Raw genomic sequence first — 26,973 nt, 5'->3', positions numbered from 1 at the left:
GTGAAAGTCTCTGTACTTATTAACAACTATAACTACCAACAATATGTTGTTGATGCCATTAATAGTGTCATCAATCAATCAGTTCCTGTTTGTGAAATTATTGTTGTGGATGATAAATCAACAGATAATTCAGTTAGCATATTGCAAGAAGAATTTGCCAATCATGAAACAGTCAGTCTAGTTCTTAAAGAAGTCAATCAAGGGCAATTGTCAAGTTTTAATGAAGGTTTTAATAGGGCTAGCGGAGATATTATTTGTTTTCTTGATGCTGACGATCTTTACAAAGAGAATTATGTCCAAGAAGTCGTGAGCTTTTACAAAGAACATCCAGAATGCGATTTTTTATTTTGTAGTGCTGAATTATTTGGTCATGAAGAACGTATTGCTCATTGCTATGATAAAAACCGTGACTTAGGTATTTCCAGAATTATCACTCTTTACAGTAAAGTATGGATAGGTCACAGGACATCGACTGTTTCAATGCGGAGACATGTGTTAGAAAATTTATTACCAATTCCTTATCTAGAGGATTGGCGTATTCGTGCTGATGATTGCTTAGTTTATGGCGCTTCTATAGTAGGAGCAAGAAAATTTTATTTAGCCAATCCTCTAGTCAGGTACAGAGTTCACGGTAATAATGGTCACTATGGACGCAGTAAAGAAAGGACACCCGAGTACTTGCAGAAATACGATCGATGTGTTGAGCGCTTATTCTCATTTTTGGGAGAAAAAATGAACTATTCCAGTAATCTAAGCGAACAAGCCCATACTGAGTTTCAAACAATTTCTCATCCTACTGAAAAAGAGTTTAAGACATATAGAGCTTTCATCAAATGGGCTAAAATTCCTTTTGTTAAAAAGATAATTATGCTTTTGTCTCTTTACACGCATTATTATAGTAAAAGGGATGTTTCTCATTAACCTACAATTGTTTATTCTCAAAATCTTATTTTGAGAATTTATCATTCAATGCTCGGCAGCGTTTAAAGAAGTTTCTTAGTTTAAAGATAGAAAAATTATGTATTTGCCCATTGTGGTTCTTCATCGTGGATACTCAGCTTACGTACCATATTGTCTGGCACAAGCTAAGGTATTTAATCCTAAAAGTGATATTATCCTGCTAGGAGATGATAAAAATAGTTTTATAAATTTTATTAATCACGAGCGCATAGAGAATTACTACGATGAGGCTAGAGAATTTGAAAAACTCTATTCAGAAAAACATCTGAGTTTTAGTAATTACCAATATGAATTATTTTGTTTTCAAAGATGGTTTGTTATTAAAAATTTTCTAGAAAAAAATAAACTAGAAAAATGCTTACACATAGATTCTGACGTCATGCTTTACGTTGATGCATCAGAAGAATTTTTCAAAAAGTTTGAAAAATTTAATTTTACATTATCAAAAAAAGGTTCGGGACACAATTCTTATATCAAGTATGAGGGAATTAAGAAATTTTGCGAACTCCTTATAAAGTTTTATACTGACCCAGAGTTGTTTCAAATTTTGAATTCCATTAGGGAAAAAGCATTGTTGGCAGGGCAAAAAGCAGGTGGAATTTGTGATATGACTTTGTTGAATCAGTATTACCAAAGGTATTCCCAAGAAATCGGTTTGACATCTGATATGATTGATGGCTCTGTTTATGATGCTAATATAAATTCTTCAGACGGATTTGAAATGCATGAGGGAATGAAAAAGATTTACTGGAAAGATGGATTTTTGTATTGTAAATATCTGGATTCCGATCGAGAAGTTAAATTTAACTCTCTCCATTTTCAAGGTCAAGCGAAAAAGCACATGAAGGACTATTTTACAGGAAATAAACAACAAATACTTTTTTCTTTATTAAAATATAAAGCGATCACAGTATATAATCAATACGCTAATAAATAATCTTAACATATAAGTATAGCATTATTTTTGTGTGTTTTGTTTTCTACTAGTGCCAAAAAAATATTTATCCTCTAGGATGAAAACTTAGAATAAATTAATATTAAATAAAGAAGGATTTTTGAGAGAAAAGGTAAAGTTATGGCTTACACACAAATTGCGGATAATCTCTCTATTGGTGATGGTTGCCCGTTTGCCTTAATAGGGGGTCCCTGTGTTATTGAATCTGAAGATTTCACCTTGAAAATGGCAGAAGAGATTCGCAAGGTATGCGATCGCTTAGAAATATCCTTTATCTTCAAGTCTTCTTTTGATAAAGCCAATCGGACTTCAATTAGCTCTTTTCGAGGACAAACCTTAGATACAGGGTTAGAAATCCTGCAAAAAGTCAAAGACAAGGTTGGTGTGCCAGTGCTTACTGATATCCACGAAAGTTACCAAGCAGCACCTGTTGCTGAAGTAGTGGATGTTTTGCAAATTCCAGCCTTTCTTTGCCGTCAGACAGATTTACTAGTGGCGGCGGCGGCTACAGGTCGAGCAGTGAACGTGAAAAAAGGTCAGTTTCTTGCTCCCTGGGATATGAAAAATGTTGTTCGCAAGCTAGAAGCTGGGGGAGCTAAGAATATTTTGCTCACGGAAAGAGGAACGTCTTTTGGTTACAATACACTGGTAGTAGATTTCCGATCGCTTCCCCAAATGCGAGAGCTAGGCTATCCCGTAGTCTTTGATGCCACTCATAGCGTCCAGATGCCAGGAGGACAAGGAGATAAATCTGGCGGACAAAGGCAGTTCGTACCTTACCTAGCCAAAGCCGCCGCCGCCGTAGGTATTGACGCCCTGTTTATGGAAGTCCACGAAAACCCAGATGTTGCTCCAAGTGACGGTCCAAATATGGTACCGCTATCAAATTTGGAAGAAATCCTGAAATCAATACTGAACATACGTAATACTGTATAGGTACTTTCCCTAGTTAACATAAAATGAGCAACAGTTCCAATTCTGAGTTGCACGAATGTTTATCTCAAGTTAAACTTCTTGCACTAGATGTAGACGGTGTTCTGACCGATGGGGGGCTGTATTATACAGACAGCGGAGAAGAACTAAAAAAGTTCAATGTTAAGGATGGACAGGGAATTAAATTATTGATGCAGGCTGGTATTGAGGTCGCTATCATTACTACAAGCACCTCTAATGCCACTTTGCATCGAGCTCGAAAGCTGGGTATTAAGTACGCCTTTATTGGCATTGAGGACAAGTTAACAGTCCTCAAAAAACTTTGTGAGGATTTGAGTTTATCCCTGTCTCAAGTTGCTTATGTTGGTGACGACATTGTTGATTTACCTATAATGCGTGTCGTAGGTTGTCCTTTGACAGTAGCTGATGCGATGTCGCAGAACAAAGCTTGTGCAATCTACGTCACTCAATTAAATGGAGGTATGGGATGTGTCCGAGAGATTTGCGATCTCTTATTGAAGATTAAGTCAGAAGTTGTTGAAGTCGGACTTTCCTAAGTAAAACAATGACCAGTCGCCAAATCATCAAACGGGTCATAACGTGTCAAGGTACCATACAGCTAGTGACTGCTCTATCAGTACTCAGCTATCAAGAAAAAGAGCAGCAACACCTTGGCTGTGAATATGAAAACTATCTGGTTATCTATGACCTCTATGCTCCGTTAGAGCAAACAGACGCGTTTGTTGCCTTAATTCAGAAAATGGCAACTTTCGTATGTACTTGGAAAGCAATAGTGCATATCACTCCACAGCAAATCCAAGAAATTAAAGACAAACTAAACTGTACGGGTTGTATAGAGATATTCAAGCTAGTGCATAGTTTAGTAGGAGTTGAATCGGCTGATGAAATTTACCTATGCAGGAATTGGCAGTTTGGGAACCAATTGCTAATCAATGCTTATCAACCAGCTCAAAAAATTTGTTATGGGGATAGCATTGGCATATACTTCTCTCAGAATGCGACTGCTATTTTTGGAGCAGCCCAGCCATCAAAAACACCTAAAATCTTGAGGGATATCAAATGGAGTGTTATAAACACAATTAATAATATACAACATAACCTACGTATTAAAACAATTCTCAAAAATGTAAATTTTGATGTAGGTTATTTTGTGTTACCCAATATTATGGGAGAATCACCTCCCATGAAAACTATTGTTGCAGGGAAAGAGGCACTTTTAGAAACTTTTCAAAAGCTGCGAGGTTTGGTCGAGACTGAGTATATTGCTTTTTTGCAAGCAAAACTTACTGATGCTCCTGTTTCGATACTGCTGACTTCTAACTTCTCGGAAGCAGATCGGATGTCTGTAGACGTAGAGATTTCTGCTTATCGTAAATTTTTAACCTCAAAAGAGATAGAGCCAAACTCTATTTTAGTCATCAAGCCCCATCCCAGAGATAACGAAGCTAAAATTGGCCAACTGCAATATGAATTAGCCGACTTGTACAAAGAAGTCATAACTCTATCAAAACCCAGCCTGTTTTTTCTTCCCTTTGAAGTCTTGTTCATGGAGGCTTTTCTAAAGCCAGACCTGACACCAATAAATCCAATTCAGGTATTTGCTGTTAGTTCGGCATGTCTGTCACTCAGTTTGTTATTTAATGTTCCCAGTATCATTGGCTTTGGCGAGCAAGTGACAAGCAATGCTTTCTATGAAAATTACGTGCATGGAAGATTGCAACATGAGCGAGATTTAGAAGCAGCAATTAGAGCAATTGCATAATCCTGTTATTAAAGTAGCAGAACAGTATTGGAAAATAAAGTTTGTAAGATTGATTCTCTATTTGTGGAGGCAATGAAACTATCTATATGAATGTTCTGCATATCAATCAGTCCGATATCTCTGGTGGAGCTGCCATTGCTGGTTACCGTCTCCATCAAGGTTTGCTAGCACAGAAAATTGACTCTCGTTTGCTAGCAGGTAAAGTGAAAACCAGTAGCGATCGCGTAGCTTCTGTTCCAGAGAGGTTCCAATTCATTCAAAAACAAATCAGCCGCGTCACTTGGCGTCTTGGCTTGAACTACATCCATCAGATAAGCAGTTTTGAGATTACAAAACACCATTTTTTTCAAAATGCAGATGTTTTAAACTTCCACAACTTACATACTGGCTATTTTAACTACTTGGCGATTCCATTATTAACTGAAAACAAACCTGTTGTTTTTACTCTCCATGATATGTGGGCTTTTACAGGTCACTGTGTCTATAGCTTTGATTGCGAGCGCTGGAAAATAGGTTGTGGTAAATGCCCTTATCCAGATACAGACCCTAAAATTCCTAGAGATAATACTCACTTGGAGTGGAAGCTCAAAAACTGGGTTTACAGTAAAAGCCAATTGGCAATTGTAACGCTCAGTCAATGGCTGACAGAGCAGGTGAGGCAAAGTATGCTCAATCGCTTCCCCATTTATCACATCCCTAATGGTATTGATACGCAAGTTTATCAGCCTCTTGATTCAGAAAAGAGCCGCTTTGTACTTGGTATCCCTAATGGCAAAAAAGTTTTGATGTTTGCAGCAGAGGTTTTGACAGATCGTAGAAAGGGAAGCGACTTGCTGCAAGCAGCTCTGCGTATGTTACCTGAGTCTTTAAAAACAGAAACTGTGTTGCTCATTTTGGGTGATGGTGGAGAAGCAATTTCTGAATCAGTAGGAATGGCAACTATAAATTTAGGTTACATTAGTAGCGATCGGCTCAAATGCCTAGCTTATTCCGCTGCTGACCTGTTTGTTTTTCCCACCCGTGCAGATAACCTCCCCCTTGTATTGCAAGAGAGCATGGCTTGTGGGACTCCTATGGTTTCGTTTAAAATCGGTGGTGTTCCCGATCTCGTGCGTCCAAATATCACCGGCTACTTAGCGACACCAGAGGATGCCAATGATTTCTGTAACGGGATTGTGCAGCTGTTAGAAGATGATTCTTTGCGCCAGTGTATGCGCCAGAATTGTCGGGCGATCGCTCTTGAAGAATACTCTCTAGAATTACAAGCTCGTCGTTACATACAGCTATATCAACAAGTTCTGCGACATTAAAATAATGCAGTTACGTAAAAGTAAATGAAAGCTATCGCCCTATTTGACTCTTGTTGGGATGGACATCATCCAACCTACTTTAGGTTCTTTACCAGAACTTTGCTTGAACTTGGTTATCAAGTTGTAGCTTTTTGCCCAGAACCTAAGAAATTGCATGAATGGGTAAGTTCACATTGCCCAAATCAGATCGAACAGTTTTACACCTTTACAGCGCAAGAACCAGAAATACCTTCAACCTCGCTGTTCGATACTTCATTTTACTCAATTTCTCCATTACGACGAGTTATTACTACACTCGCATACTGGAAATATGCTGCTGAGGCTCTTCAAAATGCATCACTGAAAATTGGCTTTACACCAGATCTCGTCTTTTTTCCTTGGATTGACAGTTACTTATCTCCTTTGTTAACACACCATTTGGTTAATAAAATATTTCCTTACAATTGGTCTGGTCTTTATTTTCGACCTCTACATTTACGTGTCAAACAGAGGTTATCCTTTGTTCGTCTCGGTCCTCTTAATCCAGATGCAGTTCTTAAATCTTCTTATTGTCGATCCATCGCTTTACTAGATGAAGGTGTGGCTGACAAATTGCAGAACAAACTTAACAAAAAGCCAGTTGTTGTTTTTCCTGACTTTGCAGACCAATCACCGCCGGATACCAATTACTCCATTATTCAGCAAATTCGAGAAAAGGCTAAAGGTCGGAAAATCATTGGCTCATTAGGTTCTCAAAGCAAACGTAAAGGTATTTTGACGCTATTAAAAGTAGCCGAACAGTCAATCGCTGAAGATTGGTTTTTTATTTTTGTTGGTTCATTGACTGAATATGCCTTTCTTCCTGAGGAATTAATGCAAATTCGTCATTTAGCTCAATCGCCTCCCCACAACTGCTTTTTCCACTTTCAACATATTCCTGATGAAGCACAATTTAATGCTTTGGTTAAGGAATGTGATGTTTTATCTGTAGTTTATGAAAATTTTCCTTACAGCAGCAATATGCTAGCTAAGGCAGCCATCTTTAAAAAAATGGTTATTGCGAGTGAAAATTTTTGTATAGGTGAGAGGGTACGAAAGTTTAGATTAGGCTTAACCATTGCAGAGAGTAATGTTAGACAGTATGTTGAAGCATTACGTTGCTTATTCAATCTAAAAAAAGCCAATTTTCATTTAATCAAACCGGACTTTGAAGGATACTGCCATTTACATTCTTTAGAGCAAGTAACTCTGTCTTTTCAAAAAATTTTAGCGGCTATTTAGCTATTTTTAATTATGAGCTACTTATAACTGGTTTTAGGAGAATTTCTATGATTAAAATTGTGTATGATTATCAAGTTTTTTGCTGGCAGCAATATGGAGGAATATCACGATATATCTGTGAGCTTGTAAATCATTTGGCTGAGGATAAAAATTTTGATGTCAAAATTTTGGCAATGGCTTACGTTAATCAATATTTGAAAGCCCTGCATAAGAATAAGGCCAATACTGTTGTTGGTTATCAAATACCAAAAATACCAAAAACGGGAAATTTAATTAGAAGCTTCAATAGTAATCTTTCTAAGATTTATCTTACAGCAAATAGACCACATATTATACATCAAACTTTTTACTATCCTCAAAGAATAGTTTCCCGTAAAGTCAAAGTGGTAGCTACTGTTCACGATATGCTGCATGAAAAATTTCCACATTTTTTTCCAGGATATCGCACCTCGACTGAAAAAATTGAGGCCATAAAAAGAGCCGATCGGATTATATGCGTTTCTGAGAATACTAAGAAAGATTTGATGGAAATATTAGATGTTAATTCTGAAAAAATATCTGTTGTTTATCATGGAGTCGCTGTACCCTTTAAAACGAAACATGATAACATTCACCAACTTGAGCCGTATATTCTTTATGTTGGTGCTAGAGAAGGATACAAAAATTTTCAAGGTCTGTTGCAAGCTTACGCTACTTCCGATCAAATAAAAAATAACTTTAATTTAGTGTGCTTTGGTGGAGGTTCATTTTCCAGTGACGAATTAAGGCGAATGGCTGCATTAGGATTAACTGAAGAACAAGTTTTATACTTTTCTGGTGATGATACGGCTCTGACAGCTTTATATCGATATGCTTCCGTTTTTGTATACCCTTCACTTTACGAAGGGTTTGGTATTCCACCCTTAGAGGCAATGGCACTGGCTTGCCCGGTAGCTTGCAGTAACAAGAGTTCTTTACCTGAAGTTGTTGGCAATGCAGCTGAGTTCTTCGACCCTGAAGAAGCTGAAAGCATTACCGAAGCGTTAGAAAAGATTTTGTTCTCAGAACAAAGAGCTTTGGATTTAGTCACGCTGGGGAAAGAAAGAGTAAAACTTTTTACATGGGAAAAATGTGCAAAGCAAACAGGGCTAGTTTATTCTTCTTTACTATAAGAAGATCTGGGAGGTTAGAATCTTGCATCCTTCAAAATAACAAGCTTTAATCTTAACCCTCTTAAGATACTTGCAGTGATTTATTTTACAATATTTAGATAACACTACTCCCTTCCCAGTGTAAAATTACCGATCCTGTTCTTTCTTTTTCTTGGCGTCCTTAGCGTCTTGGCAGTTTTTTAATAGGTAATTTTCTGGCGGAAAGGGAGTAACAGAAAAATATGGTCAATGTAAACTATCAGTAAAGATACTTTATAAATTCACGGATAGTCCTGATAGCAAAAGTTTACATAGAATAAATTACAAGGGAAAAGATAAATCACAGGTTAAGACTCAAGTTGAGGGCAGCAATCCACCGCGTTCAAAGTAGATGCAGTCTTGAAACTATAGAGAAAGCAAATGAAAGTACTAGTTACGGGTTCAAGTGGTTTAATTGGCTCTGAAGCTGTTGCATATTACGATAGAGAGGGTCATCATGTTGTTGGTGTGGACAACAATATGCGTGCTACCTTCTTTGGTGCTCAAGGAGACACGACTTGGAACCTTCATCGTTTGAAGGACAACACTCAGTTTTTTGAACACAAGAATATAGATATTCGCGATCGCCAAAGTATTTTTGATTTATTCAAAGAAAATCCTTTTGACCTGATCGTTCACTGTGCAGCTCAACCGTCTCACGATAAAGCTTGTCAGATTCCGCTCTTGGACTTTGAAGTTAATGCTTTGGGTACAGTAAATTTACTGGAAGCCACGCGACAGTTCTGTCCGGAAGCTGTCTTTATTCATATGAGTACTAACAAGGTCTATGGTGATGCTCCAAATGAGGTACCATTGATTGAGAAAGACAAACGATATGACTACGCTAGAGCAGAAGATTTCAACGGTATATCAGAAAACTGTCGCATTGACCAATGCTTGCACTCTCTGTTTGGGGCTTCTAAAACTGCAGCTGATGTTGTAGCTCAAGAATATGGTCGCTATTTTGGCATGAAAGTAGGAATCTTTCGCGGAGGTTGTTTAACCGGACCTTCTCATTCCGGAGTAGAATTGCACGGCTTCTTGTCATACTTGGTGAAGGTAGCAGTAAGTGGCGGTACATACAAAGTTTTTGGTTACAAGGGTAAACAAGTCCGAGATAACATCCACAGCTACGATGTCATTCAAGCATTTGAAGCATTCCGACGCAATCCCAAACCGGGCGAAGTATACAATTTGGGTGGGGGACGTGAAAATAGCGTATCAATCCTTGAAGCGTTTGACCTAGTTGAGAGCTTGACAAACCGCAAGATGAATTGGGTCTATGTTGAGCAGAACCGAATTGGCGATCACATTTGCTACATTTCTGATTTAAGCAAGATGAAGTCACATTTCCCAGAATGGGGAATTACTTTGAGTATCAAGGAGATTTTTCAGGAAATCGTAGTCGCTCAAGAGGAACAGTATGCCAGAACTTAGTCAAAACAGCACACTCTGGATTGACCGCAACCAGATCGGAAGCGATCGCAAGATTATGCTATTTAACCTTGCAACAGATGGTCATCATCCTGGTTATATTCAGCATCTGATTAACTTCTGGGGTGAACGCGGCGGTCCGGGATGCCTTGATGTTGTCGTATCACCCAAGTTCATGCAACGGCATACTGATATTGTTAACTTGGCTTCAAAATACGGTCAAGACCGGGTGAACTTTGTTCCGATAAGTGTTGCAGAAGAAACTGCTTTTTTTCCTCAGTCAAGTTATTTGAACAGGAAAATTTATTTTTTTCAAGAGTGGAAGTTATGCCGCAAGTACGCTAAAGCACTCAATGCAACTCATTGTTTGTTAATGTACTTTGATACGCTTCAAATTCCTATAGCTTTTGGTGGAAAATCTCCATGTTCTTTCTCCGCTATCTACTTCAGACCGACCTTCCACTACGATGACTTTGAACACTACAAGCCCACTTGGAAAGACCGATTGCAGCAGTCTTATGAAAAATTCTTGCTATCTTTGGTTTTGCGTCATCGACAGTTAAAAACTTTGTTATGCTTAGACCCTTTTGTGTTGAAACATTTGAACCAGTTCAACACTGCTGCGAACATGGTATATCTACCAGACCCAGTGGAGATTTATAACAACACCTCAACAATGCCTCCAGAGAAACTGCGTCATAGTTTGGGTGTTGAGGCTGACCGGAAAGTTTTGCTTTTATTCGGCGGGTTGAATCAACGTAAAGGGCTACACCAGCTACTAGAAGCTGTTTCTCTTTTACCATCGAATGTGTGTCAGAAACTTTGTTTGTTACTGGTTGGGCCGATCGATTCTGGGATAGAATCACAGGTTCGAGCTAAAATTGCTCATCTTTCTCAGTCTTTGCCAGTGCAAATTATTACCTGTAACCAATTCGTTGTTGACCGTGATATTCAAACATACTTCCAGCTAGCAGATGTCATACTGGCTCCATACCAACGTCATGTTGGAATGAGCGCTATTTTGGTTAGGGCGGCGGCGGCTCAAAAACCTGTTCTATCGTCAGATTATGGTTTGATGGGAGAAATTACTCGCCGCCACCAGCTTGGTTTAACAGTTGACTCAACTGTACCAAATGAAATTGCTCGAGGGTTAACTGAGTTTTTACTTGAAACTCCAGAAAAGTTTTGCGATCGCAATAAAATGAAACTTCTAGCCGAGCAAAATACAGTTGAACAATTTGCCAGTACTATTTTTAGTTATATGTAAATGAGTAAAAAAACAGTTGCTATTTTTGATTTGTGTGTCACTTCAAATAGCCCGATTGGAAGTTGTCTTCTCCAAATGATTCGTGGGTTATGTGAAGACTATCAATTTGTAGTCTTTGCAGACAAGTTTGAAAATCCAGCACCCGATCGAATTAAATGGATTAGAGTACCACTCCCAGAAAAACCTGTTTTTCTCCGCTTCATGGCATTTAATTGGCTTGCACCTCAGTACTATCGAAACTACGTTCGCGTTGAAGGTGAACCTCAAATTGTTATAGGTACTGAAGGAGAATTTCCTAACTGTGATATTTGCTATGCACATTTTTGCCATAAAGCATACTTGAAACGGTTTCCAAATAAAGCCAGTTTTCCAAGAAGATTCGCTCGTTCAATTAACAGACGGTTTAATGCCAGTCAAGAAGTCAAAGCATATACTCATGCCGAAACTATTGTTGTTCCATCCAAAGGGCTGGCTAATGAGTTAACTCAAGTCTACGGTTCCTTGCTCGAAAAGAAAATCAAAAGAATTCCTAACCCAGTTGATGTTGAGCACTTTACACGCCCTCAAACCTTTGATTCCCAATTAATGCGTACAAAGCTAGGATTGAGTTCAGAGGATGTAGTGCTTGTTTTTGCAGCGTTAGGTGACTTTGATCGCAAGGGTTTAAAGCCATTACTTGAAGCTTTAGCAATTCTAAAAAATCCTCAGGCAAAACTACTTATTGTTGGTGGTAATCACAGTGAAATTAAAGAATATGCAGCAATTAGAGATAGATTAGAAATTGCCGAAAAAGTAGTTTTTTTAGGTTTTCAATCAGATGTACGCCCTTATTTATGGCTATCTGATTTATTTGTTTTTCCATCAAACTATGAAGTATTTCCTTTAGTGACTCTTCAAGCTGCTGTTGCTAGCTTACCCATTATTGCAACGAAAGTCTATGGAGTAGAAGAGTTTTTACAAAATGGTGTTAATGGGTGGTTGATTGAACGAGATGCAAAATGCATTGCAGAAACATTAAAAGTTGCACTTACCGATCGCGAAAGACTACTGCAAATGGGTGTAGCAGCACACCATAAGGCTTCTGAGTACAATAAAACTGTTTTTGTAGAACGCTGGCACACTGTTTTATCATCCTTAGTTTAAGGTCAATCAACTACTAGTAATGAGTAAATATGATTAGTTCAGAGCGAGAAAACGAGTTAGAAAAACTAGTAGAATCCCCTCGAGTCGCTTGGGTATTTCCCACTATTGAAGGAGGTAATTATTGGCACCCTTTATTTAGCGAATTTACAAAAATATTTCCACAGACGATTATATATACGGGTTTTTGGACTGGCTTTGCTTCGGGATATGAGAATTCATTCAAGGTAGAGTTAGTGGGAAAAATGAAGTTATTGACCATAACTGAATCAGAAGAATCATACTCCCGTGGTGTTATGTATGTTTCTCCCGCTATTATAGGGAAACTTCTGAAATTTAAACCACAGATAGTTTTTGCAAACGGTTTTTCGGCATGGACTTTGTTGGCAATATTGCTTAAGCTACTGACCAAATGGCGAGTGATTATTGCTTATGAAGGTAGTACGCCAAATGTAGACTTTCGTAACTCTCCAATTCGCCTCTTCTTCCGCAGGAGGATGGTTCAGTTTGCTGATGCTTTTATTACCAATAGCGAAGCAGGTAAGGCTTATTTAATTGATATACTGGGTGCTAAGCAAACTCGCACTTTTGCTCGACCCTATGAAGTACCGACAGCTAAGGCAATGTCAAAGTTAGCAGAAAACAGTGAATTGAATCAGCAAGAGCTACAGCAACCTATATTTCTATTTGTAGGACAGTTAATTCCTAGAAAAGGTCTACATTTATTACTCAAAGCTTGTGAAATTCTTCAACAACGAGGATGCAGCAACTACACATTAATGATTATTGGTCAAGGACCTGACAGAGAGAAGTTGGAAAATATGAGTAAGGACTATGGGTTAGAACAATCCATCAAGTGGATAGGATGGGTTGACTATAGTCGTATAGGAGAATATTTTCAACTAGCAGATGTTTTTATCCTTCCTACTTTAGAAGATACCTGGGGAATGGTTGTGCTGGAAAGTATGGCTTACGGTAAACCCATTTTATGCTCTAAGTGGGCAGGAGCATCTGAATTAGTGCTTGACGGACACAATGGCTACCTTTTCGATCCGCGCAATCCTGAAGAGGTAGCCGATGCTATGTATCAATTCATCAGTACTCCAGACTTAATTGCCTCTTTTGGGAGAAACTCCAAACAGATTATAGCTGAACATACTCCAGAGACCGCAGCACAGTTTCTTGCGAAAGTCACAAACTGCATATTACTAAATAGTACTGTCACCTAAATAGTTTTCAGAAATACGTATGCATTACGCTCCAACTTAGCGCAGACCAATATGAACTTGTACAAGACTTTATTATCTCTAACCCTTATCCTTAGCGGACTGACAGATCTAACCCGTAAATTTAGCTTTGGTCCAATCAGCAGTCAAGGTGTACTGACCATACTTCTAGCTGGAGCAAGTTGGTTTCTAGTACTTTCTCGCTCTAGGATGCCTAAAGCTGTATTATCAACATCATGTCTGGTACTCTTTATCTTATCAAACCTCATCATTTGGTTTTGGTTTTCTTCAAAATCTAGTTTGCCCATTGTTAATGCAATTCAGAACCAAGCAGTATTTTTAGCATTTGTAGGATTTACGATACTTAGTATTACACAGAGTTACCGCACCTTTGATCCCCCAGAGTATATCAGCCATACTTTCACAAGAGCGGCTCAGATATCAGTGGGGCTTTACGGGCTAAGTATTGTTTTAGGTGGTCCGGGAACGAGCAGTATTATGGGTGCTCGCTCATTTGCCTTATTCGCTATTATAGGGCTTGCTTGGTTTTTGGCATGGTGGCGATATCGCTTACCGGGAGGATTCTTGTGGTCGATTTCCACGACAATCGCGATCGCTTTTAGTTTTTCCCGCACAGCAGCAATCATATGTTTAATTCTATTCCCCTTATCTCAAATATCCTTAACAACCATTAAGGGCTGGGTGCGTTTGATTGCCACTATATGTCTCATAATTACAGTGTCGTATTTAGCATTTACATTTGTAGAACCAATACGAGCTCGTTTTACAGACGTAGGGGATAATGCTACTGTTGGTGGTGTCAAAATCAATACAGCTGGACGAGGTGCAGCTTGGCCAATTGCATACGAATCAGCATTGCAATCGCCTTGGATTGGTAAAGGACCAGGTTCTGTTACAATCGCTCTCAAAGCTGCTGGTCCCGCTTTCGATCACCCACATAACGATTACTTAAGAATTTTTCATGATTACGGTTTAATTGGTACGCTCCTATGGTTTCTGGGATATTTTGGATTAATGGCGAAAACTTGGCAAAACTGGCAGTGGGCAGACCGCAACGATAGAACGGTTGCTCATATTCACCTTGCTGCTTTCCTTGCTTTGGTAGCTGTCGCATTAGGAATGCTAAGTGATAACGTGGTAGTATACATTTTTTCAATGAATCCATTAGGCATACTAGTAGGAGCTTCCATTGGAAATGGGAGTCGCCGTAGAAAGGAAATTAATTCAGATCGTGACTGGTCTTTAGTATCAGGTAATTTAGGAAAATTAGTGACTTAAATGTAAGGAGCTTTTTGTCATTAAATATAACTTGGTCAAAAATTTCTGTTTGTTTAAACCTCTTTGATTTCATGATTTGAAAACATTCTCTACGTCAAACAGTTTTGTAAGCGAAGATGAGGAATCATGAGAATAGCTTATATAATTCTTGCACATAAGAATCCCACACAACTAACTCGTTTAATTTTAAGATTAAATAATGCTTCTCATGAAGCCTTCTTTTTTATTCATATTGATGGCAACACAAAACCTGAAGTTTACAATCAATTCATAGAAAAACTCAAGCATTTTTCAAATATTTATTTTTTAAAAAGATATAAAACTCATTGGGGAGATTTTAATATTGTCAATGCCACCCTTGAAGGAATCCAACAAATATTTAAACTACATTTAAACTTTGATTATTCTGTATTACTTTCAGGGCAAGATTACCCAATAAAGCCCGTGAATGAATTTAAAAAATTTTTAAAAGACAATCAAGGAAAAGAATTTATAGATTTTTTCTCACTGTATTCAAAAAATAAGTGGGTTAAGGAGCTTGGACACTATCCAGCCCTAAAAAGAATTAATGTTTGGCATTTTCGTTTTCGCGGAAACCATTTTCACATTCCTCTCAAGCGAAAATTTCCTTATGGATTTGAGCCATATGGAGGTAGCCAGTGGTGGTGTTTGTCAAAAGAATGCTTGAATTATATTAATCAGTTTGTTCAATCTAATTCTCAGTTTGTGAATTATTTCAAATATACTTATGTTCCTGATGAGATCTTCTTTCAAACAATTATTCTCAATTCTCAATTTAAGGATAGAACTATTAATAATAATTACAGGTATATTGACTGGTCAAAACACAATCCTACTCCTCCAGGAATTTTAGAGGAAGATGATTTTGATAAGCTTTTCAAAGCCTCACATTTTTTTGCTAGAAAATTTGATATAGTGATAAATTCAAAAATTTTGAATCTAATTGATGAAAAAATATTAGATTTTCAATGTTATTGACTAAATAGTAAAAAGACGAATTATAGTTCTTTTTACCTAATAAAATAAGTATATTGAGCGTCAATATACAATTATAAAAAGGTGATTTTTATGAAAGTGCTAGTGCTACATAACCGCTATCAACTAGCAGGTGGAGAAGATGGAGTAGTACAGGCTGAAAAGTCTTTACTAGAGGCAAACGGTCACAAAATACGTGTGTTAGAAGTTAGTAATAAAGACATTACAAATCCATGGGATAAAGTGACAGCTGGTATCAACGCAATTTACTCACATTCTGCTAAACAACAAGTTAGCCAAGAAATTGAGCATTTTCGTCCTGATGTAGTTCACGTACACAACTTTTTTCCACTGCTGTCTCCTTCAGTCTATGATGCTTGTAAAGAAAATGGGTTACCTGTTGTACAAACTTTGCACAACTACAGACTTGTTTGTCCAAAAGCAATGCCTTTTCGTGAAGGCAAAATTTGTGAAGATTGTATTGGCGAGTTAATACCCTGGCAAGGTGTTGCACATGGCTGCTACCGCAACTCACGCCTGCAAAGTTCTGCTGTAACTGCTATGATTACATGGCATCGACTGCGAGGGACTTGGCGTGAACGGGTAGATGCCTATATTGTCTTTACCCAATTTCAAAAAGAGAAATTGATTCCGGCTGGCTTGCCATCGGACAAGATTTATATAAAACCAAATTTTGTTTTTGCTCCTGATTCTCTAACTCAAAATGAAAAACGTGGTGACTATTTACTTTTTGTAGGCAGATTATCTGAAGAAAAAGGAGTTTCAGTCTTAATTGATGCCTACATAGAAAATGATTTACGCGTACCGCTAAAAATTGTTGGTGATGGTCCTTTACGCCAAACTTTGCAACAAAAGGTTAAAAATGCTAATGCTGACAAAGCGATTCAATTCTTGGGATTTCAAGATAAGCCAACAGTATTGAATCTGATGCAGAATGCACAATTTTTAGTCTTTCCTTCTATTTGGTATGAAGGTTTTCCCTTAACAATCGCTGAAGCTTTTGCGTGTGGTCTACCCGTACTAGTGACTAAATTAGGTGGTATGGTAGAAATTGTAGAAGATGGCGTAGCTGGTTGCCATTTTGAAGCAGGAAATATAACAGATTTAACAGCCAAAATCAAATGGTTAATGACTCATCCAGAAAAAAGAACTGCTATGGGTCAGAATGCTCGTCAAACATATGAAGCTAAGTATACTCCCCAAGCTAATTATCAGCAGTTGATGAACATTTATCAACAAATTGCCAACAAAAAGTCAGCTTGAGGATATTGCTTATTTGTTACTCCAAAGCTTACTGTTTACTCTCTTAGCTAAATCTTCTTTTTCCGAAAGTGGCGCACCATGTATGCACCGAAACTGAGGGCTGTTGCAGATCCCAAAATGGTGAGGGGTTCGGGAACAGATTTAGAATTATTCATCTTATTAAAAAATGAGAGATTGTTTGACGATCTCGACTGATTCTCATCAGTGTTGGAAAAATCAGCAAAATCATCAGAAGTATTGGAAGAATCAACGAAATTATCAGTCCGTTGGTCAGTCCATGCTGAAGTCCCTGCTGAAAGGGCACCATATTTCTTTACTGCACCATTTGTTGGTGTATAGTAGGATAATAATGAATCACCCGAAAGAGCAAACTTAGGATCGGCATTCACTGCACCAGACCCTTCGGCAGGAACATTGTAAAAAAGATTGTTGCTTACACCAGTCTTAGCTCCTATCGTGTTGTTCCCCTTGTTTTGTCGAAAGAAAATGTTATCGCGTATCTGCTGGTCGGGAGCTTCCCCTGCTGCTGAATTCAAAAGCTTGCCATCCTTATCAAGAACAATCGTGTTTGCAATAATTTTGAGATTGTTCATTTTACCCAAAAAATTACCAAGTAAGACAGGATCATCCGTGTTTGCAAAGATGTTGTGATGTACGTATAAATTATTTCTTTGCCGCCCCTTTCCAAACATTGCTAGGGGATAAGTCCCACCCGTAATTATATTATGATTAAATTCAATGTTGTCACTGTCTACCTCCACTGCATAATAAGGGTTATCGCCCACCCACTTATTGTGGTGTACGTGAATGCGCGTTGAGTTATCAGTTGCTAAAGAAACTGTACTGTTAAAGGTAGAGTTAGAAATCTCACAGTTAATACATTGTTGATGCCACAATTCCAAAGCCATTTGTGGAGTTTTGCCACTTGCCCAAGCACTCCACTGATCGACATTAATATTTAAATTAGAAAACTTAACGTTTTTCAAAACTCCAGATGGACTATTCCAGGGTTGGTCTTTAGACCAAGCATCACTGATTGACGTAATTCCTGCGCCACCACGTGCTCTGGAATCAAGATCTATAGTATCCACTAGAACATTTGACAAGTTGCCGATGGCCATAGAGGAAGTTTGCTTACCACCTCCACCCAAAACGCGATTGTTATGAGAACTGTCTCTAATCTTAATGTTGTATATCTTGCTATTGGAAACTCTTTCCATATTGATAGCCTCATTCGCATATCCATTGAACGCCGCATCTTGAATATTTAATTGATTGGCGTCTCGAATGAACATACCCAGTCCATATTTACGATTATTTCCATCAAATTTAATGCCTCTAATGGTGACATCTTTAACTTTAACCACTTGAAGCTCTCCCATTATGGTGGTTGAACCTACGCCTGAACCCACAAGGTTCAATCCTGACGGGACTGAAACTTTTCCACCAAGATCGTACTGACCAGCTCCTACCTTAACAGTGTGTCCGCGATCGGGAGCGACAGATGAAAGGGCTTTTTGCAGGGTACGCCAGGGTGAAGACTGCGTACCGTTTCCTGAATCTGCTCCCTTAATGTCTACGTAGTACTCAGCAGCAAAAGCTTGCTCTGTATATCCGCAAAAGAAAAAACCAAACGGCAATAACCAGAGAATAGAAGACCTTAATCGAACATTCTTCATAAGTTTTGTACTGAATGACTCAAAATTTTCAACCTTTAAAGTCCAAGTGATGGTTCGGTAGAAACCTCTTGCACTAAATTTCAACTCCCTAAGTTGGCAGCCCTATGTTGATACCTGATTAATTCTAAATTTCTGATTCCAAAAGCTTGAAAATCTTTAACTCTAAGGGTAAATGCGTTTTGCTGAAAAAGAATGGCATTAGTACGGTATGACGTAAATAGAAACTACTCACGAGATTTTAACTGTTGTATCTATTTATACCGCCTATAACCCTGGATAAATGGCAGCCTTTGAAATTAAAAGGCAATAACTATTCCAGAATAACTACGACGCAAAAGGATTGTCAACTTATATTATTATGCTTTAACTTAATATTTGCTTCAGAAAGATACTAGCATAAACCTCTTGACAACAGGTATTTATTTTGCAAATGCTTATAAAAAATCTACTGATACGGAAAATCAATTTTTCAAAAAACGCACTACAGTACCAGTAAGCGGAATTTTTAAAACAGAAGTTGTTTCACGCTTCAAGGAGATTCTAATTAAGTAGCCGTCATGAACTGCGTACACCAGGAGTGGATAAAAAACCTTTCTTATCTTCAGCCTAGCTGCCCTGTGCCTTTCTTCCAATAATGAAGATGCACAAGGCGGATTTATGAAACTGTGTTGTAAACTACTAACCCAACAGCTTAAGCATTTTGCTTAAGCAACGCCATCCACATATCTGAAGGTTCGGAATAATAATCAATTTCTTCAACTTGATACTTCTCAACCTGAGAGCCAATTTGCAAGACAATACAATCGCCGCGATTGACACCTTTCCCCTGCCCCGTCATATAACCTTGCGTGAGGTTATCTATAGGTTCAAATATATAGTCATGTCCGCAAACCAATTGACTATAGTCGTGAGTTTTATTTTTCTGTTGTTTTAATCTATTTCTTATAAAAGAAACTAATGTAGAAATCCATACACTAGGGCTGATGCTTGACCTGGTAGAAAACATAGAAGAATTGGAGAAAAAATAAATTATGGAATTAATAACAAAGGCTAAATTAAATGATAAGTTTCTTTCATTTTAACGCGGGCAGAATCTCAATAACCAATATTTAAGTTGTTCCCAGCAGTTAGTGGCTCCCCAATCGGCGGTTCTACAAGATGGCTGTCTTACTGAAGAATTTGATGTAACCTCTGCTGCAGAAGTCTTTTGTCAGATATCATTCCGCTTTCCAAAGGAGGAATCTAGATATTTTCTCTTTTTGCCCTGTGAAAGTACTTGACATTAACCCAGGAGTTATTGCTATACTCTATTATGTAAAGTGATGGGGCGTAGCCAAGTGGTAAGGCAGCGGGTTTTGGTCCCGCCATCCCTAGGTTCGAATCCTAGCGCCCCAGTTAATACATTTAAGAGCAATACCTTTTAAATAGTTGGTAACTAATATGGTTTTTTCTGTCCCAGAGCCTTGAGACTGAGATGGAAAACTATTCCGAAAGTTTTTCTAGAGTTTATTGATAGTTCAACGGCAGAATTAATGGTGTATCTTAGAAGCCGGTGGTTAGTATTTTAATTGTAAGAGAGTTAATTTGCCTTGCGTAATGTTACTGTAGTTATAGTGCATCCCTTCGGATTGGCTAAAGTATTAAGTTGCACACAGGGTAATGGGTCTATCAAGTTAAGTTATTAATTGTGCTCAAGTTTGCTTTGAGACAGTAGGAACAATTGGTTAGCCAGGGAAGACAATGATGAACCAGGGTGAATCGAAGCGCTTGACATTCTAAATGTGCCAAGATTGAGTCGAAGCGTGAATCTACGTAAGAAATACGAGTTATAAGATTTACCAAGATTATGCTGAAGTCAGAAAAATATTTTCATCCTTCGTTAGAAACTTACGCGGCTCCATTAAATCGTGCAGATGATGATGACTTGAATCTAGGCAAAGTTGGGCAAGCTCTGCGACGGAGAGCACTCTTAATAGTTGGTATAACTGGTGTGGTAGCAGCAGGAGCCGTACTGAAGGCGAAGATGGAACCTCCAGTATATAAAGGGACATTTGAGATTTTAACCAAGCCTGTTTCTGGAGAGGGTCGGGCAGTAGCGAATCTTCCTCAAACTTTGGGTTCCCAAGGTACAGTATCACCTCCTGAGTTAGAGGAATCAGTGGATACAACCATTGCAGTTCTGCAAAGCCGGGGGATGCTAGAACCAGTTATTAAAAAGCTTCAGGATAAATATCAGAAGAAATATCCAGATCTAGACCTGAGTTACGAATCAGTTCTTGAGAATTTTATCATTACACCTACAAAACAGAATATTTTGGAGATTGAATACACGGCTCCAGAGCAGGAGGTAGTGCGTAATTTCTTGAAATTAGTTGCTGATGCATATTTAGAGTACAGTCTTAAGGAACGTCAGGCGGACATCAATCAGGCAATTCTTTTTGTTAACAAGCAAGTTAAACCAATTAGAGGGCGTGTTGAGAGTTGGCAAGACAGATTGCGAACTATTCGACAAGTTAATAACATGGTTGAACCAGCACAAAAATCTCAAGAAGTGTCTGGTCATATTGCTACTTTAACTCAGCAGCAACTGGAAAATCGGTCAATGCTGGAGCAGATGAGAGCTAAGTACTTCGACTTACAAAAGGAACTAGCACAAGAGCCTGGGGAAGCAGCTAGTAATTCGTTACTAAGTGACAATCCTCGTTACCAAAAGATACTAGATCAGCTCTTGCAACTAAATGCCGATATTTCCAAACGAGGTTCTGTATTTACAGATGACGAAGAAGGCATGAAGCGTCTCAACCAACAGAAGGCAGCATCAATTGCGTTTCTACAGCAGGAGCGACAAAGAGTTAACAAAGATTTTCAAAGCCGCATTCGGGAATTAGAAGCACGCGATTTATCCTTAACTGAAAAAATAAATAACCTTAATAAGTATGTAAAAAGCTTAGCAAACATCAATCGGGATTACGATAACATTCAGCAGGAGTTAAAAATTGCTAGCGAAAATCTCAATCAATTTTTAGCCAAACAACAAGCATTGGAGATAGAAAAAGCTCAAAAGCAGCAACCGTGGAAGTTATTAGATCCAAAACTGACTACAGTACGAAAACCTGAAGCTGTCTCAGACAGTGCCAAGATTTACTTAGTTATGGGAGCGGTTCTAGGGTCATTGTTAGGTGTCGGAGCAGCTTTAGTTGTGGATAAGCTAAGTAATGTCTTCTACACTGCCCAAGACCTCAAAGATTCGACCAGACTACCACTGCTAGGTATAGTTCCTCTCAGAAAAGAACTTGGAGCAATGGCTTGGCAAGAGGCAGCTGGGGAAGTTCAACAAGCTGCTAGAGCTTCATTTTTTGAAGTTTTTCGCTCTCTGTACACTAATATTCTTTTACTAGGTTCAGACACATCCATCCGATCGCTAGTCATTAGTTCACCAGCACCAGAGGATGGAAAGACAACTGTTGCAGTACACCTTGCTTTAGCTGCAGCGGCAATGGGACATCGAGTTTTGCTAGTGGATGCCAATTTACGAACTCCAACCATACACAATCTTGTAGGATTGATGAATATTCAAGGTCTTACCGATGTCATTTCACAAGACTTAGACTGGAATAACGTGATTGAGCGATCGCCCGTAGAGGACAACCTGTTTGTCTTGACAGCTGGTCCCACTCCGCCCGACCCCATCCGGTTGCTTGCCTCTCAAAAGATGCAGGATTTAATGAATCAGCTGCAATCCACTTTCGATTTAGTAATTTATGACACGCCGCCTCTTATGGGCTTTGCAGATGCTAATTTGCTAGCAGCCAATACCAATGGACTGGTACTCACTGCTGGGTTAGGTAAACTCAAACGAACTCTATTCCAACAATCATTAGAGGAGCTCCAAGTCTCTGGCACACCGATATTAGGAGTCATCGCTAACAAATCCAAAGATGTGACCACAACCTCTTACAGCTACTATCAGCAATATTATAAAAAGAGTATGAGCGCTGACCGGGTTGAAGACAGCACTAACTCAGACTTCAGCAATTTCCACTCAACCTCGTCTGGAAAAAAGACTAAACAAGAGTAGTGACCATCCCCGAAAAACTAGCTGTTTGAATTTATAAGATTGTAGTTACGCTATAGCGCAACTACAATTTAGTTATTTCTCTGGAGATTTTAAAGCCCGATCTAGAACTTGTCGAGCTTCCTCTGCTTTTGCTCTGGCTTCCTGATAACGCAAATTAGCCTGAGCATAATTTTTGAGTACCTTAAAACCTTCCTTCAAACGAGTAATTTCCTCCTCAGTCACGGACTTATCTAAGAATAAAACGTCAATTGCCTTACGAATTTCAAGTGCCTCACTGCGTGACTCCTGCACTTTCAGCTTGAGGGTAGCAAGGTTACTCAAAACTTGAACAGCTTGAGAAATGGCGTCTTCATCGCTTGTGCTATCGGTTGGTGTTTCTTTCACTTCAATCAGTTGTTGCGGACCAAACCCATCTTCTAGTTCTGTGGGTAACTTACCTTCATCCATCAGTTTCATCAACTGATCCATTGCTTTCTCACGAGCTTTGGCCGAATCTTTTCCAGGAACGGTAAGAATAATTTCTGGGCTTTGGGCAAGAGTGTACTGAACCATAGTAATTAGGCAGAAAATTTGCTATTTAACCAGCCAAGGGTAATAATTCTAACGCGAAACAAGCCACAAAACCAAAAAAAGATGAACAATGCAAAGTTAACCTTAGTTACTTTTCATGGGAACCTCTTTTCTAGAGCGTCGGTTCAGTAATCCCAAAAACCCGGTTTCTTTGTAGAGACTAGCCATGCTTAGTCTCTACGCATACGAGATATCAAGCTTTGCAGGAGGGAGAAGCTGGTTTTTTTGTCCGCCTGCTTGACTACTGAACCAGAGATTTAGACGTTGATTTCTCCGAATGAAGTAGGCATAGAAATTCCATATCATAACTTACGCACTCACATCTAAAGAAACCTGGTTTCTGGGCAGAGACTCATGGCTCAAACGACGATTTTTCGTAAAAGTTACCCGGTTTCTGCGTAAGTCCTAAATCTCTCTAAATTTGTGCTTTGTGTTGTTTTTGTCAATATTGTTAAATTTCAGTGAAGTCTAATACAAAGTCATTGATTTTTTTTTGAAATCTTAGTAACTTAGTATACTAAGTCGTATTCATAATTTTAGTTAAAACACTAATAGCATATTAAAATGGAAGTCACCTAGAGATTTTAATAATTTTTATTAGTGTTTCAATCTAGAAAAGCTAGTCTATCGCTGAGACTAGCTTTTTGTAAGAATGTTTGTGTAATTATTTGCAGTGTTAGCGAATCTCACTTCAGGGTAAATCTCCATCAAAATCTTATCTGTTAATTACTCCCTTCCTAGTGCATGAAAGCTACCTACTCAATCGCAATTACACAACTCAAATATCCTCAGTTTTGGCTACTAGCTATAGGAGCAGGCTTAATTGCAATTCACTTGACCGCTACCTGGAAAGCGGGCAATAGTAGTCTTTTAGGTAGCAGTCTTTTGTTTTGGTCAGCTGTATCGTTTTTGGTTTGGGAAAAACGATATAGCTTAGTACTGGAGAGTGAAATTTTCTCTAGCTTTTTTGGTCTATCACTTATTGGAATCGTACTTATTAAAAGTGTGGCTCTGAAAAGTTTTGGGCTATTTTTATTTATTTCTCCTTTCATTTGTGCCCTTGGTCTTGCCTTACTAGCTTCTGGTTTTATAGGATTAAAACAATATCAGAAAGAATTACTTCTCCTATTTTTTCTCGACGCTCCCAAAATATTACCCTCATGGCTAATTGATATATCTCCACTCACAGCTAAATTTGCAGCTTTCATTCTTTGGTGTACAGGTGCGGATGTGACTCTCTCTGGCGTCACAATCTATCTTCCCACAGGAAGTGTTGAAGTATTAGGTGGCTGTTCTGGGATGGAACTTATCTTCCATATGTTGGGTTTAGCGCTACTTTTTCTCTTGATGGTCTCCACTTTAAGGCAACAGAAATTTTTGATACCAATAGTAGCAGGAATTGTAGGATTTTTCGTCAATGGAATACGGGTTGTACTCATGACTGTTTTAGTAACAAAAAATAACCAGGCAGCTTTTGAATACTGGCATCATGGGAATGGCTCTTTAATTTTCTCAATTATTTCTGTCCTAATTTTTGGGTTATTTTGCTGGTTTTTCATTGGACAAACAAAGTGAGTCTGAAAATCAAAACGCTACTAAGATAAAAAGGTGATTATCTGGAAACAATTCCGCATTCTGCTGCTAGGACTGACCTTAATCTGTATCCTTGTGGTTTTAGGCAATGTCATGCTACTTTCTAAAATAGACCAACACAATGTCGCTTCTTTTGTTTTTCCAGAAGAAATACCATTACCAAAGTGGCAGTTTAGTCAAAGCTACTTCCTACCCAATGTAAGCAAAGAATATCCCGAACTATTAGCTCAAAAGCATTACCAATATATTCAGAACAACTTGTCTTTAGATATTGAAATGTACTATCTAAAAGATCGGAATACTCCCATATCGCTCGAAAATTTGGCTTCTACTTCATCACCCCCTATAGTACGCAAAAAAGAAGGAATAGGCTACTATGGTCTTGGAGTTGAGAAACAACGGGCTTATCTGAGCGCCTGTATTCATGCACAAGGCAGCAGTACCTTCACAGAAGAACAATTTGACCAAAATCAGTACATCTCCCAGATGCAACCCCATCGCTTATTATCTTGGTTACTTAATCAACAACCGCTTCAAGACAGACGTTGTCTTTGGGCACGTTTATCGATTCCCTTAAAAAATGACTCCTCTAAAGATGCTTACCAAATCTTAGAAAACGCTTGGTTTTCTTGGTATCAGTGGTGGCAACCTCGGTTTCCCAAACTCTGATCTTTAGTCATTTCTTTCTGCGCTCTGATTTAGTGTAACGTTTTCAAGAACTCCATTAAAAAAGAAATCTTTATACTAGAGAAAGAAGATTATTTTTCATTGCGAGGGAAGAGCGATGGCTCCAAATCCCACCATAATGCATACTGTAGAACAATTGGGTTACCGCGTCACCGTTGGTGATGTGGCAACTCAAGCTGGTTTAAATGTTGCAGAAGCAAATCAGGGTTTACTAGCCCTAGCTTCTGATGCTGGTGGACATCTACAAGTTTCAGAAACAGGTGATATCGTTTACCTATTTCCTAAAAACTTTAGAGTTATTTTACGTAATAAATACTTTCAATTAAGGTTGCAGGAATGGTGGCAAAAAATTTGGGGAATTATTTTTTACCTGATCCGGATTTCCTTTGGAATTTTCCTCATTGCTTCCATTGCTCTGATAACCGTCTCAATTATCTTAATCATCTCTGCCGCAAACTCAGACCGCGATCGCGACGACGGGGGTAGTAGCTTTAGTTTCTTTTATTTCCCCGACCTCTTTTGGTATCTTAGCCCTGACTACGATACTCACCAAAGAGAAAGGCGGCGAGAAAAAAACGCTCTCAATTTCTTTGAAGCCGTATTTTCGTTTTTATTTGGTGATGGTAATCCCAATACTAATTTAGAAGAACGCCGTTGGCAAGAAATTGCTACCATCATTCGCAATAATCAAGGTGCAATTGTAGCCGAACAGATTGCTCCTTATCTTGATGATATAGGGGAAGGTTCTGCAAAAGAGTACGAAGATTATATGTTGCCTGTTCTGACTCGTTTTAACGGACAACCTGCAGTCAGCCCTGAAGGACAAATTGTCTATTACTTTCCAGAATTGCAAGTGAGCGCAGCTAAAAAGCATTATGACTCCCTGTCAGACCATCTCATAGAATTTTCTTGGCGATTCAGTGCAGCAACATCAGGGCAAATTATGTTAAGTGCTGGGTTGGGAGGCGCAAATTTTGTTGGTGCGTTAGTGCTGGGAAGTTTGTTAAGAAATGGCGTAGCAGCACAGTTAGGAGGATTGGTTGCTTTTGTTCAAGGAATTTACTGGCTGCTATTAGCTTATGGCACGGGTTTCCTTGTTATACCCTTAATCCGATACTTTTGGATTCAATGGCGCAACAGCAAAATTAGCGATCGCAACCGCACTCGACAATCTCGCGCCAGATTCTTAGCAGATCCAGACACGCAATTGCAGCAAAAAATTTCTTATGCTCGTCAGTTCGCTGTAGAGAAAGTCATCGGTACCGATGATTTAGCTTACTCCACCGAAACCGACTTGTTAGAACAACAATTTAGGGAAGGGAGTAGGGACTAGGGAGTAGGGAGTAGGGA

Annotated in this window: 22 protein-coding genes and 1 tRNA gene; 20 read left to right on the top strand and 3 right to left on the bottom strand. The window is 38.7% G+C overall.

The window, feature by feature from the left end:
• The 15 genes from WA1_RS16045 to WA1_RS15975 all read left to right on the top strand — a co-directional run bounded on the left by WA1_RS16045 (window position 1) and on the right by WA1_RS15975 (window position 17,016).
• Window positions 1-921, top strand: a complete 921-nt coding sequence (locus WA1_RS16045) for a glycosyltransferase family 2 protein (protein ID WP_017746453.1) — start codon at window positions 1-3, stop codon at window positions 919-921.
• Window positions 922-1,018: 97 nt separating this feature from the next.
• The gene (locus WA1_RS16040) at window positions 1,019-1,897 is read left to right on the top strand and encodes a hypothetical protein (RefSeq protein ID WP_017746452.1); all 879 of its coding nucleotides are present in this window, start codon (window positions 1,019-1,021) and stop codon (window positions 1,895-1,897) included.
• Window positions 1,898-2,035: 138 nt separating this feature from the next.
• Window positions 2,036-2,851, top strand: coding sequence for a 3-deoxy-8-phosphooctulonate synthase (kdsA, locus tag WA1_RS16035; protein ID WP_017746451.1), 816 nt, complete (start codon window positions 2,036-2,038; stop codon window positions 2,849-2,851).
• A gap of 23 nt (window positions 2,852-2,874) precedes the next feature.
• Window positions 2,875-3,405 carry a KdsC family phosphatase gene (locus tag WA1_RS16030; protein ID WP_017746450.1) on the top strand — a complete coding sequence of 177 codons (531 nt, stop codon included), beginning with the start codon at window positions 2,875-2,877 and terminating at the stop codon, window positions 3,403-3,405.
• 8 nt (window positions 3,406-3,413) lie between these two features.
• Window positions 3,414-4,631: a polysialyltransferase family glycosyltransferase gene (locus WA1_RS16025; protein ID WP_017746449.1), complete on the top strand. Its 1,218-nt coding sequence runs from the start codon at window positions 3,414-3,416 to the stop codon at window positions 4,629-4,631.
• Between the two features lie 86 nt (window positions 4,632-4,717).
• Complete coding sequence (locus WA1_RS16020) at window positions 4,718-5,941, top strand: glycosyltransferase family 4 protein (protein ID WP_017746448.1); 1,224 nt, start codon at window positions 4,718-4,720, stop codon at window positions 5,939-5,941.
• A gap of 24 nt (window positions 5,942-5,965) precedes the next feature.
• Entirely contained in the window at window positions 5,966-7,201 is a 1,236-nt protein-coding gene (locus tag WA1_RS16015; RefSeq protein ID WP_017746447.1) for a glycosyltransferase, read from the top strand.
• 47 nt (window positions 7,202-7,248) lie between these two features.
• Entirely contained in the window at window positions 7,249-8,352 is a 1,104-nt protein-coding gene (locus WA1_RS16010) for a glycosyltransferase family 4 protein (protein WP_017746446.1), read from the top strand.
• A gap of 399 nt (window positions 8,353-8,751) precedes the next feature.
• Window positions 8,752-9,807: an NAD-dependent epimerase/dehydratase family protein gene (locus WA1_RS16005; RefSeq protein WP_017746445.1), complete on the top strand. Its 1,056-nt coding sequence runs from the start codon at window positions 8,752-8,754 to the stop codon at window positions 9,805-9,807.
• Window positions 9,794-11,071, top strand: coding sequence for a glycosyltransferase family 4 protein (locus WA1_RS16000; protein WP_017746444.1), 1,278 nt, complete (start codon window positions 9,794-9,796; stop codon window positions 11,069-11,071). Before WA1_RS16005 ends, WA1_RS16000 begins: the two co-directional genes overlap by 14 nt.
• Window positions 11,072-12,214: a glycosyltransferase family 4 protein gene (locus WA1_RS15995; protein ID WP_017746443.1), complete on the top strand. Its 1,143-nt coding sequence runs from the start codon at window positions 11,072-11,074 to the stop codon at window positions 12,212-12,214.
• Between the two features lie 29 nt (window positions 12,215-12,243).
• Window positions 12,244-13,440: a glycosyltransferase family 4 protein gene (locus WA1_RS15990; RefSeq protein WP_017746442.1), complete on the top strand. Its 1,197-nt coding sequence runs from the start codon at window positions 12,244-12,246 to the stop codon at window positions 13,438-13,440.
• Between the two features lie 51 nt (window positions 13,441-13,491).
• Window positions 13,492-14,736, top strand: a complete 1,245-nt coding sequence (locus WA1_RS15985) for an O-antigen ligase family protein (RefSeq protein ID WP_017746441.1) — start codon at window positions 13,492-13,494, stop codon at window positions 14,734-14,736.
• A gap of 126 nt (window positions 14,737-14,862) precedes the next feature.
• Complete coding sequence (locus WA1_RS15980; protein ID WP_017746440.1) at window positions 14,863-15,735, top strand: beta-1,6-N-acetylglucosaminyltransferase; 873 nt, start codon at window positions 14,863-14,865, stop codon at window positions 15,733-15,735.
• Between the two features lie 90 nt (window positions 15,736-15,825).
• A complete protein-coding gene (locus WA1_RS15975; protein WP_017746439.1) occupies window positions 15,826-17,016 on the top strand; it encodes a glycosyltransferase family 4 protein in 1,191 nt (396 codons plus the stop codon).
• Between the two features lie 47 nt (window positions 17,017-17,063).
• Here the strand turns inward: WA1_RS15975 and WA1_RS15970 are convergent, their stop codons facing one another.
• Both WA1_RS15970 and WA1_RS15965 read right to left on the bottom strand, forming a co-directional pair.
• The gene (locus WA1_RS15970) at window positions 17,064-18,695 is read right to left on the bottom strand and encodes a PEP-CTERM sorting domain-containing protein (RefSeq protein WP_017746438.1); all 1,632 of its coding nucleotides are present in this window, start codon (window positions 18,693-18,695) and stop codon (window positions 17,064-17,066) included.
• Window positions 18,696-19,386: 691 nt separating this feature from the next.
• A complete protein-coding gene (locus WA1_RS15965; RefSeq protein ID WP_017746436.1) occupies window positions 19,387-19,701 on the bottom strand; it encodes a hypothetical protein in 315 nt (104 codons plus the stop codon).
• A gap of 317 nt (window positions 19,702-20,018) precedes the next feature.
• Between WA1_RS15965 and WA1_RS15960 the strand changes: the two genes are divergently transcribed.
• Window positions 20,019-20,090: transfer RNA gene (locus tag WA1_RS15960), tRNA-Gln, on the top strand.
• 451 nt (window positions 20,091-20,541) lie between these two features.
• Window positions 20,542-22,773 carry a GumC family protein gene (locus WA1_RS15955; protein ID WP_017746435.1) on the top strand — a complete coding sequence of 744 codons (2,232 nt, stop codon included), beginning with the start codon at window positions 20,542-20,544 and terminating at the stop codon, window positions 22,771-22,773.
• A 72-nt stretch (window positions 22,774-22,845) separates the two neighbouring features.
• Here WA1_RS15955 and WA1_RS15950 read toward each other — a convergent pair whose 3' ends face one another.
• On the bottom strand, window positions 22,846-23,325 hold the full coding sequence (locus tag WA1_RS15950; protein WP_017746434.1) for a hypothetical protein: 480 nt from the start codon (window positions 23,323-23,325) through the stop codon (window positions 22,846-22,848).
• Window positions 23,326-24,087: 762 nt separating this feature from the next.
• Here WA1_RS15950 and crtA point away from each other — a divergent pair.
• The 3 genes from crtA to WA1_RS15935 all read left to right on the top strand — a co-directional run bounded on the left by crtA (window position 24,088) and on the right by WA1_RS15935 (window position 26,956).
• Entirely contained in the window at window positions 24,088-24,918 is an 831-nt protein-coding gene (crtA, locus tag WA1_RS15945; RefSeq protein ID WP_017746433.1) for a cyanoexosortase A, read from the top strand.
• 33 nt (window positions 24,919-24,951) lie between these two features.
• Window positions 24,952-25,605 carry a cyanoexosortase A system-associated protein gene (locus tag WA1_RS15940; RefSeq protein ID WP_017746432.1) on the top strand — a complete coding sequence of 218 codons (654 nt, stop codon included), beginning with the start codon at window positions 24,952-24,954 and terminating at the stop codon, window positions 25,603-25,605.
• A gap of 115 nt (window positions 25,606-25,720) precedes the next feature.
• On the top strand, window positions 25,721-26,956 hold the full coding sequence (locus WA1_RS15935; protein ID WP_017746431.1) for a hypothetical protein: 1,236 nt from the start codon (window positions 25,721-25,723) through the stop codon (window positions 26,954-26,956).
• Window positions 26,957-26,973: the final 17 nt, after the last annotated feature.

Origin of the sequence: Scytonema hofmannii PCC 7110, assembly GCF_000346485.2 — a bacterium.
GTDB lineage: Bacteria > Cyanobacteriota > Cyanobacteriia > Cyanobacteriales > Nostocaceae > Scytonema > Scytonema hofmannii.
Note: the sequence above shows the minus strand (reverse complement) of the source record. Positions and strands in the feature narration are given on the sequence as shown.

Excerpts from the sequence above, each read along its gene's own strand:
- WA1_RS16040 (WP_017746452.1), top strand. The coding sequence starts at position 1,019 with ATGTATTTGCCCATTGTGGTTCTTCATCGTGGATACTCAGCTTACGTA.
- kdsA (WP_017746451.1), top strand. The coding sequence starts at position 2,036 with ATGGCTTACACACAAATTGCGGATAATCTCTCTATTGGTGATGGTTGC.
- WA1_RS16030 (WP_017746450.1), top strand. The coding sequence starts at position 2,875 with ATGAGCAACAGTTCCAATTCTGAGTTGCACGAATGTTTATCTCAAGTT.
- WA1_RS16025 (WP_017746449.1), top strand. The coding sequence starts at position 3,414 with ATGACCAGTCGCCAAATCATCAAACGGGTCATAACGTGTCAAGGTACC.
- WA1_RS16020 (WP_017746448.1), top strand. The coding sequence starts at position 4,718 with ATGAATGTTCTGCATATCAATCAGTCCGATATCTCTGGTGGAGCTGCC.
- WA1_RS16015 (WP_017746447.1), top strand. The coding sequence starts at position 5,966 with ATGAAAGCTATCGCCCTATTTGACTCTTGTTGGGATGGACATCATCCA.
- WA1_RS16010 (WP_017746446.1), top strand. The coding sequence starts at position 7,249 with ATGATTAAAATTGTGTATGATTATCAAGTTTTTTGCTGGCAGCAATAT.
- WA1_RS16005 (WP_017746445.1), top strand. The coding sequence starts at position 8,752 with ATGAAAGTACTAGTTACGGGTTCAAGTGGTTTAATTGGCTCTGAAGCT.
- WA1_RS16000 (WP_017746444.1), top strand. The coding sequence starts at position 9,794 with ATGCCAGAACTTAGTCAAAACAGCACACTCTGGATTGACCGCAACCAG.
- WA1_RS15995 (WP_017746443.1), top strand. The coding sequence starts at position 11,072 with ATGAGTAAAAAAACAGTTGCTATTTTTGATTTGTGTGTCACTTCAAAT.
- WA1_RS15990 (WP_017746442.1), top strand. The coding sequence starts at position 12,244 with ATGATTAGTTCAGAGCGAGAAAACGAGTTAGAAAAACTAGTAGAATCC.
- WA1_RS15985 (WP_017746441.1), top strand. The coding sequence starts at position 13,492 with ATGAACTTGTACAAGACTTTATTATCTCTAACCCTTATCCTTAGCGGA.
- WA1_RS15980 (WP_017746440.1), top strand. The coding sequence starts at position 14,863 with ATGAGAATAGCTTATATAATTCTTGCACATAAGAATCCCACACAACTA.
- WA1_RS15975 (WP_017746439.1), top strand. The coding sequence starts at position 15,826 with ATGAAAGTGCTAGTGCTACATAACCGCTATCAACTAGCAGGTGGAGAA.
- WA1_RS15970 (WP_017746438.1), bottom strand. The coding sequence starts at position 18,695 with ATGAAGAATGTTCGATTAAGGTCTTCTATTCTCTGGTTATTGCCGTTT.
- WA1_RS15965 (WP_017746436.1), bottom strand. The coding sequence starts at position 19,701 with ATGTTTTCTACCAGGTCAAGCATCAGCCCTAGTGTATGGATTTCTACA.
- WA1_RS15955 (WP_017746435.1), top strand. The coding sequence starts at position 20,542 with ATGCTGAAGTCAGAAAAATATTTTCATCCTTCGTTAGAAACTTACGCG.
- WA1_RS15950 (WP_017746434.1), bottom strand. The coding sequence starts at position 23,325 with ATGGTTCAGTACACTCTTGCCCAAAGCCCAGAAATTATTCTTACCGTT.
- crtA (WP_017746433.1), top strand. The coding sequence starts at position 24,088 with ATGAAAGCTACCTACTCAATCGCAATTACACAACTCAAATATCCTCAG.
- WA1_RS15935 (WP_017746431.1), top strand. The coding sequence starts at position 25,721 with ATGGCTCCAAATCCCACCATAATGCATACTGTAGAACAATTGGGTTAC.